Origin of the sequence: Oxobacter pfennigii (assembly GCF_001317355.1) — a bacterium.
GTDB classification, from domain to species: domain Bacteria; phylum Bacillota; class Clostridia; order Clostridiales; family Oxobacteraceae; genus Oxobacter; species Oxobacter pfennigii.
Window position 1 is genome coordinate 64,379 of the sequence record NZ_LKET01000028.1, and the last position, 13,349, is coordinate 77,727.

The window sequence follows — 13,349 nt, forward strand, 5'->3', positions numbered from 1 at the left end:
TTTATAAAATTTATCTTTCAGTTATTTTAGTTCTTAAGACGTCATAAAAAGTTCTGTTTGACAATTTTATAAGTCTTGTACAAAAAGGTGCTTTGCTTATTGAAACATATTGTCCTTCATTTATTTTATATCCTTCCTGTCCGTCTACTGTAAGGTATGCATTTCCGTAATTCTCTTCCAAATCCACCCTTACGGTTTCACTGTCAGATATCACTATGGATTTGTTAAATAAAGAGTGGGGGCAAATGGGAGTTAAGGTCATAACAGACAGGTTAGGGCTTATTATAGGGCCTCCAGCTGACAGCGAATATGCCGTAGAGCCTGTAGGTGAGGCTATAATAAGACCGTCTCCGCTCAGTGAAGTAACGTAATCATCGTTTATATATACCTTAAGCCTCAATATTCTCGACAAGGTGCCTCTTGTAAAAGCAATATCATTTAAAGCATAAAACTTTTTAAAGATACCATTTTCCGCTACTTTAGCTTCCAGCATAATTCTGTTTTCAATGTGGAACTCTCCATTTAAAGTTTTCTCAAGGGATTCAAATATCTCTTTTACTTCCACTTCGGCAAGAAAACCTAAATGACCTAAATTAATTCCTAGAAGAGGAGTATCATACTTGGATACTTCTCTTGAAACACCAAGGATTGTACCATCTCCTCCCAAAACAAGGATGAAATCCGACTGCTTGTATATATCTTCTGTTTTATAAGAGTACTGTTTCAAATTAAGCTTGGATGCAATGCTTTTTGAGAGGAGTATAGTTCCCCCTCTTTCTCCAATCCAGTTTATTATATTTTTAGTTATACTCAAATCCTTATCTTTATCAATATTAACAATTATTCCTATTTTATTCATACAGCTCACCGTCCAGCTAACTATAACAATTATTCAAAAAATTTTTATGATAATCTTTATAAATCATATCCATTACAAAAGAATAAAATACAGCTATACAAATTCACTATGTGACTTTTCAACCACCGAAATAACTTTAGAATCAGTATCAAACCCGGTATCGATAAAAGGTGTATTTTTCAAATGAGCCAGGTACTCGATATTTCCTTCGGGGCCTTTTATGGGCGAGAATGAAAGAGCTATAACGGAGAAGCCACTATCAGATGCAAATTTTAAAACAGAGCTTATTACTTCCCTGTGGGTCTTTGGATCTTTAACAACCCCTTTTTTGCCTACCTTATCCCTTCCGGCTTCAAATTGGGGCTTGATTAAGCAAATGACTTCGCCCTCACTGTTTAACAGCTTTTTTACAACAGGCAGTACCAGCCGCAAGGAGATGAAAGATACATCGATAGTGCATATATCGCATAAATACCCTATATCTTCTTCTTTGACGTAACGGATGTTCGTTCGTTCCATAAGGGTTACTCTTTTATCATTTCTAAGTTCCCAGGCAAACTGCCCGTACCCTACATCTATGGAGACAACGCTTTTCGCACCATTTTTCAAAAGGCAATCTGTAAAGCCTCCCGTTGAGGCGCCTACATCTATAGCTTTTTTATTCAATACACTTATATTAAATTCCTGCAGGGCTTTTTCAAGTTTTAAACCTCCCCTGCTTACATAAGGTATTAAAGTTCCCTTTACTTCTATATTTGAATCCGCGTTTACTATGTCTCCCGGTTTATCATACCGCTTATTTTCAATAAAAATCAAGCCTGCCATTATGCTTTTTCTTGCCTTCTCTCGAGTAGGAAAAAAGCCGCGGTTTACAAGCAGAGTATCCAATCTTTCTTTAGCCATTTTAATCTCCCATATAATTTCATAGACCGTGTAAATGAATTTACAGCATATTCAATATAGTTTTTATAATTCCCTTGGAATCCAGATTATATTTGTCAAAAAGCTTCGAGTAATTGCCCTGAGGTACGAATTCATCAGGAAAACCAAGGGTTTTTATCTTTTTATCCGATATATTATGCTGGCTTAAAAGCTCTAATATGCCTGAACCAAAGCCGCCTTTAATGACATTATCTTCAATTGTAACTACAATTCTATAATTTTTAATTTCATTAAGCAGTGTATTTTCATCAAGAGGTTTAACAAACCTGGCATTTATAAGCCCAACATCTATTCCTGAATTTCCTAAATCCCAAGCTGCCTTATATGCAAAGGCAGTCATCTTGCCGCAGGATATAATAAGTACATCCTTGCCCCTTTTTATTACTTCGGCTTTATATGGTTCAAGCTTTACCTGCTCATTAAAAACTATACCTTCAATATCGGTACCTCTGGGATATCTTATGGCAACGGGGCAATTTAACTTAAGGCTTAAGGAAAGCATTTCTCTAAGCTCTTTTGTTGATTTTGGAGCCATTATTACTATATTGGGTATATGTCTTAAAAATGAAAGATCAAAAACTCCCTGATGGGTTTCACCGTCATCCCCGACAATTCCGCTTCTGTCAATGGCAAGAACTACAGGAAGATTTTGTATGCAAACATCATGAAGTATCTGGTCATAAGCTCTCTGCAAAAAAGTAGAATATACTGCAACAACAGGCTTCATACCGCTTACAGCAAGTCCCGCTGCCATGGTTACGGCATGCTGCTCGGCAATGCCTACGTCAAAAAACCTGTCGGGAAAATTCCTTGAAAAATTAGTAAGGCCTGTACCTTCAGGCATGGCTGCAGTTACGGCTACTATATTCTTATCAGCTTGAGCCAGTTTTATTAGCTCATCGCCGAAAACTTCAGAATAGGTTGTATTGCTTTTGCCTAAAAATTCCCCTGTATCAACATCAAAAATTCCTACTCCGTGAAATTTATCAGGCCTTTTCTCGGCCAAATTATAACCTTTGCCTTTTTTAGTCATAACATGAATCAGAACAGGCCCTTTTATTTTTTTAGACCTTAAAAGCACATCTTTAAGCATTCCTATATCATGACCGTCTACAGGCCCTAAATATGTAAAGCCGAAATCTTCAAAAAGCATGCCGGGTACCAGAAAGTATTTTAAACTGTCCTTCATCCTTTCAACGGCCTTGGCGATATCCTTGCCCACAACCGGTATTTTTTTAAGCATTTGCTCTAAATTATGTTTGAACTTGGAATAAGCCGGTTCTGTCCTTAATTTGCTTAAATATGAGGAAATGCTGCCTACATTTTTTGATATGGACATCTGGTTATCGTTTAATATGACCGTAAGATTTGTATTGCTGGCTCCTGCATCATTCAAGGCTTCAAAAGCCATACCTCCCGTTAAGGCACCGTCACCTATGACAGCTACAACATGAAAATCATCCTTGTTTATATCCCGGGCTCTGCTTATGCCAAGAGCAGCAGAAATGGAGGTGCTGCTGTGCCCGGTCTGAAATACGTCATATATGCTTTCATTTCTTTTAGGGAAGCCGCTTAAACCGTTAAACTGCCTTAATTTATCAAAATGATGCATTCTGCCTGTTATTATTTTATGTATATATGATTGGTGACCTACGTCCCATATAATCTTATCTTCCGGGGTCTTATAAACACTGTGGAGGGCTAATGTAAGTTCAACTACACCCAGGTTTGATGCAAGATGCCCTCCGGTTTTGGATACATTCTGTATTATAAACTCTCTAATATCATGTGCAAGACTTTTCAATTCCTTGTCATCCATATTTCTTATATCTTCGGGATAAAGTATTTTGCTATTATGGCTCAACATATGATTTTTTGTCCTTTCAGCTTTAGAATCATAGACTAATTATTGTGCAAAGCTTATAACACTTACTTTTTTCTGTTGAAAACATTTTTGATTTTTTCGAAAATATACCCTGTCCTGTAAACTATGTTATTGCACTCGGTAATTGCAAAATGCTTTCCTAAGGCCTTGCCCCCCACAGTTACAGCTGCAATTACAGAGCTTAACAATATAGTTAATAAAAACCTGTCATTATCATTCTTGACAAATAAAAGTCTTGAAATAACAACAGCGCCTGCGGCACCGCTTATTATTCCGCAAATATCCCCTATGACATCATTGCACAGGCTGGATATTTTGCTGGCATTTCTTATTAAATAGACGGATGTTTTAGCTCCGGTAAGCTTTCTTGCAGACATTGAATGAAAGGGTTTTTCATCGGCGGCTGTGACAGCCACTCCCAATACATCAAAGATAATGCCTATAAAAATTATAATTATCAATATTAGAAATGCTACTAATACTTGGACATTTCTTAGTAGCATTTCAGATATTAAGCTTAAGCCTAAGGATATTATAAGTGTTAAAAAAATTATTTTAATAGCCCAATTATAATGACTGTGATTGAAACCAGAAGATCTTTTCTTATTAAATTTTACCTTCTTTTTGGCCAAATTTATATCCTCCGGATATTATGTAGTATAGGTGGCAACACATTGAGTAAAGTTTGCGGCTTAGGTCCAGCAGGATTTCCCGTACCAGGCACTGAAATGTCGCCATTCCAGCGGTTTCCCATTAGCCCGGTACCTGCTGTGTTACCATCAGCAGGGCTGGATTACCACTTAGTCCACACTGCAATCCCCAATGTGCTTCATGATAGAACAGTCTAGGAGATTTCCCCAGCAACCGTACTCATTTTTAGCCTCTTTTGCATAATAGGTTTCATACAGCAATAATCCTTCATATTGGCCCATATTTCGGGATTTGACCCTATTCCCCCTATTACACTCAAGGCAGGCTACACTGCATATAGCAACAAATGTACCACACTGCAGGTTTCACCCCAAGCCGTAGAAAATCTACGAACTTGGGCCTCCACGGAAGTAGGGTCATGCATTGCATGCCATTGCAAGATGCCCTATCCTCCTTACTCCCAGCACCAACCCCCGACTGGGCGTCAAAAGCTGGCACAAGGAACTTCATCGATATGCCCTTATGCGAATTTTTAGGCCCGCCCTCAAAATGAGTAGAATTGACTAGAATACTGCACCACCTACAAAGCAAATAAATTATAGCACATTAAATTTTAATATTCAAATGTAATAAACTACAATAAAACTGCTGTAAAAAGGCCTACAAAAGCTCCTGCAATTACCTCTATGGGAGTGTGCCCCAACAGCTCTTTTAGTTCTTCTTCAGGAAATTTTCCCGCAAGCAGTTTATCGTTAATTATGGTATTTAGAACCCTTGCCTGTTTTCCAGCTGCTCTTCTCACACCGGCAGCATCATACATAACAACAAAAGATATAACGGCAGAAATGGCAAAATCGGAAGAGTCAAAACCGCAGACTTTTCCAACGGATACGGTAAGAGCTACAACAAACGCCGAATGGGAGCTAGGCATCCCCCCGGATCCCACCAAACGCGTGAAGTCTATCTTTTTACAGCTTGCATAAACGAAAAGAACTTTTAAAATCTGTGCAACCGACCATCCTGCGATAGACGTTAACAGTATCTTATTTGATAATATCTTGCCAAGTGTCGCCAATTTCTTGCCCCCCTAATACTCCCTATTTAATAAATATTCAGTAAGCATATATAAAAATTCTGCTTTTTCTTTATAAAAACTAATTAAATTAAGTGCGTCATTTGTCAGCCTGGCGGCCATTTCCCTTGAGCTTTTAAGGCCAACTAAGCTGACATAAGTTGATTTATTGCTTTTTAAATCGCTGCCATGCTTTTTACCCAGCTTTGCATCATCGCCAACAACATCCAATATATCATCTATAATTTGAAAGGCAAGGCCCAGTTTTTGAGCAAAATCAGTCAATCTGGTTAAGTCATCAGCATTTACCCTTGAAATAACTGCCGATGACCTCACTGAGGCGGTGATCAAGGCACCTGTCTTGTTTTTATGCATATATTCAACGGTTTTAATATCACAAGGCTTATTTTCATTTTCAATATCCACTACCTGGCCGCCAATCATTCCGTAAATTCCCGCTGCTTTTGAGATTTCATATGAGGCAGCAATGAACCGTGTATCATTATATTTGAGGGAAAAATCCAGAATATGTTCATAGGCAAAATTCAAAAGAGCATCTCCTGACAGTATTGCACAAGCCTCTCCATATACTTTGTGATTGGTGAGTTTTCCCCTCCTGTAATCATCGTTATCGATAGCCGGCAAATCATCATGTATCAAAGAATAAGTGTGAATCATCTCCACAGCTGCCGCAAAGGGAAGTATGAATTCGGCTTTGCAGTCAAAGATTTCGCCGACTGTAAGCATCAATATGGGACGCATTCTTTTGCCTCCGGCAAAAAGACTATATCTCATGGAGTCTAAGAGGTTATTGATGTATGCTTCATCCCTGGGTATTATACTGTTAAGATATGAATTGATTTTTGCCTGCATATCCTCGAGTTTTTCTTTGAACTGCATACTATCCTTCCGCCTCCATAGTAAATGGGACTTCTTTTTTATCCGCACTGCCTTCATTGACAAGCATTGTGATTTTGGATTCTGCCGTATCTAATTTTTGCTGGCAAACTCGAACAAGCCCTATACCCTCCTCATAAAATTTAAGTGAGTCGTCTAAATTCAAGTTGCCTTCCTGAAGCTTTGCAATGATTTTTTCTAATTTTTCCAAAGCTTCTTCAAATTTTATGTTTTCATTTTTCTGTGTTTTCAATAACAACACTCCCCTTTGATAATCCGGTAACCTCACATTCTATACTTCCATTTTTGACTAAAATTTCAACGTTGTCCTTTAAGCTTACTTTTTCAATGCTGTCTATTACTTCTTTTGAATCAGGATTCAAACAAATGGAATATCCCCTTGATAAGGTGGATAATGGATTTAAGCTTTCAAGGTTTGTACAAAAATTACGAAATTGATCTTTTGCCATGTCAAGATTACGCTTCATTGCTGTATCCAGCTTGAAATTCAATGTATCTATATATTGTCTTTTCTGATTTAAAAAAATTGCGGGACTTAAGGTATTTAATATGCTTTTATATCGGTCAATCAGAGCCCTGTCTTCATTAAGATTCTTTAATATAAGGCTTTTTATATTATTTATATAGGTATCCAGCCTGTACTTAAGCTCTCTCTTATCAGGCACGCTTACCTCAGCTGCAGCCGATGGAGTAGGAGCTCTCAAATCAGATACGAAATCCGAAATGGTAAAATCCGTTTCATGGCCTACGGCGGATATTACGGGTATTTTACTCCTCGTTATGGCTCTGGCGACAAATTCATCGTTAAAGGCCCATAATTCTTCAATGGACCCGCCGCCTCTTCCTACTATTATAACATCTATGTCTTCTCTTGTATTCAAGTAATCAACAGCATTTGTTATGTCACGAGGCGCCTCTTCCCCCTGGACTAAAACGGGAACTACAAGTATATGTATGCCGGGAAATCTCCGTGTCATGACATTTATTATGTCTCTTACTGCAGCACCTGTTGAAGAAGTTATGACACCGACCTTTGAAGGATATTTTGGCAGAGCTTTTTTCCGTTTCTTATCAAATAACCCTTCTGCTTCCAGCCTTTTTTTCAGCTGTTCATATGCCACAAAAAGTGCGCCTTTGCCATCGGGCTCCAAACGGTTTATATACAGCTGATACTGTCCGTCCTTTTCATATAAGGATATATTCCCTGATGCTATTACATTCATACCGTCCTCAGGCAAAAACTTTAAATTATATCCGGCGCTTTTAAACATAACACATTTAATTTTAGCATTTTCGTCCTTAAGTGTAAAATACATGTGTCCTGAATAATGATGCTTGAAATTTGAAATTTCTCCCCTTATTGATACGTTGTTCAAAATTGGGTCAACAGCCATTACCTTTTTTATATATTCGGTTATTTGAGAGACAGAAAGTACTTTTACATTCATTTTCAATCCAACTTTCAAAATATTTTAAAGGTGTTTTAAAAACAGCTTCTGACTGTTGAAGTATTGTTTTACTTCAGCAGTCAGAAGCTGCCTTCTATCTGTAGAATTAATTCATTGCAAACTTGAATTTTGCTCTATCTTTTCTTCTTTTATGATGCTTGCAAGTATACCATTGATAAAAGACCCGGATTTTTCAGTTCCGTATTTCTTTGCTATTTCCACAGCCTCATTGATTACCACGCTGTATGGGGTATCTGTTTTAGTAATTTCATATATGGCAAGTCGCAGCACTGAAAGATCAATTTTTGCCAGCCTGTTTATTTTCCAGCCCTTTGAGTGGACCTCTATGATTTTATCAATATCCTTTATATTATTCATTGTGCCTGATACAATGCTTGATATATATTCCATCTCGGCAGCATTTGTATTGTTTTCCTTGAAATAATCAGCTAAAACTTCCTGTATTTCCTCACTTTTATAATTGATTTCAAAAAGGAGTTTCATGGCTGATTCCCGGGCTTCTTTCCTGCTCAAAATGATTCCCTCCAATCATCTCTTGTATATTATTTTAAAATTTTACTGTTTTATTCATTTATTCCATCCTGAAGGAAGGATTCTATCCAGGAACTCTACCAGATCTTCTTTGTTATCAATTTTCTTACCTATAAAGTATCCGGCAAAAACAAAGAGGGCAATCAATAGGGTTCTGAAAAGTCCTATGATTAAAATTAAAACAGCAGCTATCAAACCAATTACCGAACCTATTATTTTACCTTGGTTTTTTGAAAAAATGTCAAGCAAATAATCCTTTAGCATATTAGAAACCTCTCTATTCCAGCCTGGAAGCAGAAGCAGAAGCTATGTTGATGACAGATACTTTAACTTCCCGGACATTTACTTCAGTAATTAATTCTATGTAGTTTTTAAGCTTTGACTGAACCTCAGATACCACTTGAGGTATATTGACGTCAGGGAGTATCATCAATTCCACTTCAAAGATAAGGGTACCTTCATTTGCTGCTACCTTAACTTTAATGTCTTTTATGCCTGTTATTTGTTTTACCGTCTTTAGGGCAAGAGATTCAAAGGTTTCATAGGATATCCTTATATCTCCGTACTGTGAAGGCTTGACTATATTCATTTTAGCTTTCCTATTTGCAGATATCCCTGAAATCAAAAGCTTGCAGCTTAAAAAAAGGAATAATACGCCAATAAGTGAATAATACCAGTTGGAATAAAGCGCATTTTTTATTATGTCAAAGGCTTCTATTGAAATAACATTAAAAGGAATTACAATCAAACACAGTGAAAGAATAATCATTAAAAACATGTATAATGTTAGAATAATCCTGTCTATTATACTCAAATGAACACCCTCTTTCGTATTTAATTTAACCCTCTGAATAATCAGAGGGTTTTTATTAATGTATTATTTTACTCTTGGAGCTTCCTCTTCTTTTATATCCCTGCCCATATCTACGGCCTGAACATGGATATTTACTTCAACAACACCCAAGCCCGTCATAGTCTCGATAGCTTTTTTGACATTCTCTTGAATCTGCCATGCCACATCAGGTATTTTCACACCGTAATCTACAATTATGAATAGATCCACGGCAGCTTCCTTTTCTCCTACAGCAACTTTCACACCCTTGGACATATTTTTGATGCCAAGCTTTTCGGCAAAACCGCCTACCAATCCGCCGCTCATGGCTGCCACACCTTTTATTTCTGTTGCTGCTAAGCTTGCTATGATACTCACAACTTCTTCTGATATTTTAATTACGCCTAATTCGTTGGCACCTGAATTTATCATTTCTTCCATATTTTCACCCCCGAGTTTACATGACCTATATTTATATTATAGGCAAATAAATTTGTACTAAACAACCAAAACTATTATAACAGAAACAGCATTATTTTACAATTGACTATTCCTTGGGCTGAATCATAACCTTTGTAGCCGGAAGCGCCGATTCCTTGCATACTATGTTCTTTATCTGATTGATGGTATCGGTATTGACTTCCTTGGACTTCACTGTTACATTAGCTGAATCCGATGACAGAAATACTACTGCATCTTCAAAGCCTTTGGCCTTTATCAATGCTTCAATAATCATTTCCTTTTCGGAAATGTCAACAAGGCTTAATAACTGAGTTTCAGCCTTTTGCTTTGCTTCCTTGCTGGTGTTGGCATTATTAATTACCTCTGTTAATGTCTGCTTATCCACTGTTCTTTGGTTTTCCCTGCCTAATTTTACATCGATAAAATAACCGGTGGCAGTGATGCTGGAGGTTTCGGTATCATCTTCATTTTCATTATGTACTGTCCCTGTCTCGGTGCTTTGGTTTGTATCGTTATCGACTTTGATTACCTTGCCGTACTTTGTACTGACAAATCCAGCTGCTGCTATTAATAGAACCAGCGTCAGGATTATTATTGTCTTTTTCCTTAAAACCATATTTATTTTCCCTCCTGATTAAAATTAAATATCTAAAAGAAATATATGTGCTTGTCAGCTGATTTATAACGCCTTAACAGATTTATAATAAATTTTGTCCTACTTTTTTTGCATGGGATAAATATTTATTTTGTACTGCTCAAGATTAAAAACTGTCTTTACAGCTTCATAGAGCTTATATTTAATGTCCGGATTACCAGCTCCCTCAGCTATTACTATTACTCCGCTGATTTTAGGTTTCAGCTCCTGAACTATAAAAGGTTTTGATACGCCGGCTTCATTTATTGTAACTATTGTATTGGAATTGGTATTTTCGTTGGTTACTCTTTTTCCGCCGCTTGAATCATTTTCTTCAGTGACTCTTACCGAAGTATTCTGGCTGTAAGCAGGAACAGCTTCCGTCCCTGTCTGAAAATAAATCATTACATTTACCTGCCCTACACCGTCAATTAAGCTTAAGATGTCCATAAGCTCCTTCTTCATCTTTTCTTCATAGCTTAAAGTAGTATTCAAAGCTTGGCGTGCTTCCTCATTGTCTTTTTTGACTTCAATATATCCGGGAGAAGGTTTTGACTGGGTCATAAAAAAATTAACGGTGATGATTAGTATAAGCCCTATTATGAATACGCTTAAAAGATCCTGCATGTTTTTTTTATTACCTCTGCCGGCGAAATAAGCTTTAATTTTTTCAATTAAGTTCATTATTTTTCCTCCTTTAAATTCAACCTTCAATTATAATAATTTTATCTTCTTCTATACCGTACATGGATGAAACCCTCTCCTTTAAGTTTTCATAGGAAGGGGCAGTATTATTTTGAATGGTAGTCTTGTCCTCATTGCTTCCTATATTAATCTTTTCAACTGTTTTTATGGTATTTTCAACATTAAGTATTACTTTTGTGATTTGACCGTAATCCTCTGCTTTTATATCTTCTATTATCTCAACTTTAACGCCTATATCCTTGTCTCCCATTATGCTCTTAATCTGCTGTTTCATTTGAGTTTCAAGGTTTTCCTTGTAAAGCTTTGTGACACTTTGGGCTTGCTTGTCTGAATAATCATAACTTTGATTTTTTATGGATAAACTGTCTAACTGGTTCTGAAATTTAAAACTATAGCTTGTAAGGTTGTAATCACTGCTTAAAAATGAAAGTACGGGGTGTAATATTACTGTCATAACCATCAAGCCCAATATCATTTTAGAGTATTTTTTCATGGATGAATTGGGAAGCAATATTTCTATAAAGGATACGAAAATCATTACCACTACAATTGTATATATGTATTTTTTTAGTTCCTCTATTATAATCACCAACCTTTACATCATAATGGCTGCTTTTCCGCTGGAAGCCATTATTGTAACCATTATAAAAAGCATTATGGCCACGCATAAAACAGATGCGAAAACCAGGGTTAAGGAATTTCCAACATCATTTATGCAGCCTACTATCTTTTTATCCGATACAGGCTCAATTATAGCAGCAGCAATTCTGTATATAAAAATCAAAGAGATTATTTTTAATAAGGGGAAGATGCAGGTTAATATTAAAGCCAGCAATCCAACGGTGCTTAATGCATCTTTAAGTACGAGGGAATAGCCTGCTATGGTTGTTATGGCGTCGGATAATGCTTTTCCTACTATGGGTATGAAATTATCCACGGCATATTTTGCAGTCTTTAATGTCATCTGATCCAGGGTTTTTACAGCAGTGCTTCTGATGCTTATAATTCCTACAAAAATAGTCAGGGAAAAGCCCAAAGTCCAGACACAGATTTGTTTAATTAAAGAATTAAGCTTTGTAACCTGAAATGTATCCGAAAGATTGTTGACTATGGATAATATTGAAATTATAAATATCAAAGGGAGGATAAAATTTTGCACCAGATTGCCCATAAACTGAACGGAGGCCAGTATTATGGGATCTAAAACGGTAACTGAGGCAAAACCTCCAACTGATGCCAAAAGAGCCATCAGTGTAGGAATAAGGGCAATCATGAATTCAACCATCTTTCCGATGGTTTCCTTGCCTATTCCTATAGCCAGTGAAAAACTCTTGACTACCAGTATTATCAAAACCAGATAGCAGGCGTAATAAGCAAGGCTGGATACGGAATCGCTGTTAAATGCTTTTTCTAAGTTCTGCATTACACCGCATATTATGGCAAGGACGACTAACTGTCCTAAAAGCTTGGCATTTAAAAGCACATCGCTAATGAAAAATCGGACTACAGCCATTAAAATTTCTTCCATACTGTATCCCATTTCGCCTGTTTTAAATACGTTTATAAAGGTTTTAAAATCCAAGGGGGGAAGAAATTCCGATGTTTCATTATTTAGCTCATTTATGTATTGCTCTATTTGCCTTGTATCAAGCTGACCGGATTGTTCGTCATAGAGGCTGTCTAATGTGTTTGTATTTGTAATTCCAAAGGCAATTGTGCTTGCAGACAGCCAGAAAATAATTGTGTATACTAATATTTTCTTCATGTTGATATCCCACCTTATGCCTAAGGCATAATTTTAATTATTATTTCCAATACTGCCATAAGTATTGGTATGGCTAGAATCATGATAAGAATTTTGCCGGCAAATTCTACCTTGGATGCTATTGCACTCTCACCGGCATCCCGGCATATCTCTGCTCCAAAGGTAGATATGTATGCTATCCCTATAATCTTTAATACCGAAGTAAGATAGACTAAATCCAGGCTTACCCTGTTGGCCACATCCTGCAAAAGCACTAAAACGGCAGATACCCTGGAAATCATAAATATGAATATTATCGCCCCTGTTACTATACTTAATTGAATTGCAAGCTCAGGCTTCTGTCCCTTAAGGAGAACGGATAATATTGTAGCGACGAGGGCTAGTCCAACTATCTGGAATATTTCCATACAATCACATCCTCGGCTAGTATAACTGGAACATGGTCTTTACTGTATTAAATAATTTACTTATGAGGTTGACTACCATAAAAAGTACTATTATAAGCCCCGTCAAAGTTGTCATCATAGCCTGCTCTTCCCTACCCGAATTTTTAAGTACCTGATGCAAAACAGCTACCAGTATTCCGACAGCAGCTATTCTGAATATCATGTCAACATCTATTCC

The 13,349-nt window shown here is 36.9% G+C and carries 18 protein-coding genes; all 18 read right to left on the bottom strand.

Annotated features, from left to right (window positions below; genetic code table 11):
• Nucleotides 1–10 precede the first annotated feature (10 nt).
• A complete protein-coding gene (locus OXPF_RS06835; protein ID WP_054874457.1) occupies nt 11–859 on the bottom strand; it encodes an NAD(+)/NADH kinase in 849 nt (282 codons plus the stop codon).
• Nucleotides 860–952: 93 nt separating this feature from the next.
• Entirely contained in the window at nt 953–1,762 is an 810-nt protein-coding gene (locus OXPF_RS06840; RefSeq protein ID WP_054874458.1) for a TlyA family RNA methyltransferase, read from the bottom strand.
• 40 nt (nt 1,763–1,802) lie between these two features.
• Nucleotides 1,803–3,668 carry a 1-deoxy-D-xylulose-5-phosphate synthase gene (gene dxs, locus OXPF_RS06845; protein WP_054874459.1) on the bottom strand — a complete coding sequence of 622 codons (1,866 nt, stop codon included), beginning with the start codon at nt 3,666–3,668 and terminating at the stop codon, nt 1,803–1,805.
• Nucleotides 3,669–3,730: 62 nt separating this feature from the next.
• Nucleotides 3,731–4,318 (bottom strand): hypothetical protein, encoded by a 588-nt coding sequence (locus OXPF_RS06850; RefSeq protein ID WP_242854341.1) that lies wholly within the window; start codon nt 4,316–4,318, stop codon nt 3,731–3,733.
• A 653-nt stretch (nt 4,319–4,971) separates the two neighbouring features.
• Complete coding sequence (locus OXPF_RS06855) at nt 4,972–5,412, bottom strand: divergent PAP2 family protein (protein WP_054874460.1); 441 nt, start codon at nt 5,410–5,412, stop codon at nt 4,972–4,974.
• Between the two features lie 12 nt (nt 5,413–5,424).
• Nucleotides 5,425–6,309: a polyprenyl synthetase family protein gene (locus tag OXPF_RS06860; RefSeq protein ID WP_054874461.1), complete on the bottom strand. Its 885-nt coding sequence runs from the start codon at nt 6,307–6,309 to the stop codon at nt 5,425–5,427.
• 1 nt (nt 6,310) lies between these two features.
• Complete coding sequence (locus tag OXPF_RS06865; RefSeq protein WP_054874462.1) at nt 6,311–6,559, bottom strand: exodeoxyribonuclease VII small subunit; 249 nt, start codon at nt 6,557–6,559, stop codon at nt 6,311–6,313.
• Complete coding sequence (xseA, locus tag OXPF_RS06870) at nt 6,540–7,775, bottom strand: exodeoxyribonuclease VII large subunit (protein ID WP_054874463.1); 1,236 nt, start codon at nt 7,773–7,775, stop codon at nt 6,540–6,542. The genes OXPF_RS06865 and xseA overlap by 20 nt, the downstream gene beginning before the upstream one ends.
• Nucleotides 7,776–7,886: 111 nt before the next feature.
• Nucleotides 7,887–8,309 carry a transcription antitermination factor NusB gene (nusB, locus tag OXPF_RS06875; protein WP_054874464.1) on the bottom strand — a complete coding sequence of 141 codons (423 nt, stop codon included), beginning with the start codon at nt 8,307–8,309 and terminating at the stop codon, nt 7,887–7,889.
• Nucleotides 8,310–8,363: 54 nt separating this feature from the next.
• Entirely contained in the window at nt 8,364–8,591 is a 228-nt protein-coding gene (locus tag OXPF_RS06880; RefSeq protein WP_054874465.1) for a DUF2273 domain-containing protein, read from the bottom strand.
• Between the two features lie 13 nt (nt 8,592–8,604).
• On the bottom strand, nt 8,605–9,141 hold the full coding sequence (gene amaP, locus OXPF_RS06885; RefSeq protein ID WP_054874466.1) for an alkaline shock response membrane anchor protein AmaP: 537 nt from the start codon (nt 9,139–9,141) through the stop codon (nt 8,605–8,607).
• A gap of 63 nt (nt 9,142–9,204) precedes the next feature.
• Complete coding sequence (locus OXPF_RS06890; protein WP_054874467.1) at nt 9,205–9,600, bottom strand: Asp23/Gls24 family envelope stress response protein; 396 nt, start codon at nt 9,598–9,600, stop codon at nt 9,205–9,207.
• A gap of 106 nt (nt 9,601–9,706) precedes the next feature.
• Nucleotides 9,707–10,237, bottom strand: coding sequence for a SpoIIIAH-like family protein (locus OXPF_RS06895; protein ID WP_054874468.1), 531 nt, complete (start codon nt 10,235–10,237; stop codon nt 9,707–9,709).
• Nucleotides 10,238–10,336: 99 nt separating this feature from the next.
• A complete protein-coding gene (gene spoIIIAG / locus OXPF_RS06900; RefSeq protein WP_054874469.1) occupies nt 10,337–10,939 on the bottom strand; it encodes a stage III sporulation protein AG in 603 nt (200 codons plus the stop codon).
• A gap of 19 nt (nt 10,940–10,958) precedes the next feature.
• Nucleotides 10,959–11,549 carry a stage III sporulation protein AF gene (spoIIIAF, locus tag OXPF_RS06905; RefSeq protein ID WP_152967719.1) on the bottom strand — a complete coding sequence of 197 codons (591 nt, stop codon included), beginning with the start codon at nt 11,547–11,549 and terminating at the stop codon, nt 10,959–10,961.
• Between the two features lie 6 nt (nt 11,550–11,555).
• Nucleotides 11,556–12,725: a stage III sporulation protein AE gene (gene spoIIIAE, locus OXPF_RS06910; protein WP_054874471.1), complete on the bottom strand. Its 1,170-nt coding sequence runs from the start codon at nt 12,723–12,725 to the stop codon at nt 11,556–11,558.
• 20 nt (nt 12,726–12,745) lie between these two features.
• Nucleotides 12,746–13,132 (bottom strand): stage III sporulation protein AD, encoded by a 387-nt coding sequence (gene spoIIIAD / locus OXPF_RS06915; RefSeq protein ID WP_054874472.1) that lies wholly within the window; start codon nt 13,130–13,132, stop codon nt 12,746–12,748.
• Between the two features lie 16 nt (nt 13,133–13,148).
• A complete protein-coding gene (gene spoIIIAC / locus OXPF_RS06920; RefSeq protein ID WP_054874649.1) occupies nt 13,149–13,346 on the bottom strand; it encodes a stage III sporulation protein AC in 198 nt (65 codons plus the stop codon).
• Between the last annotated feature and the right edge of the window lie 3 nt (nt 13,347–13,349).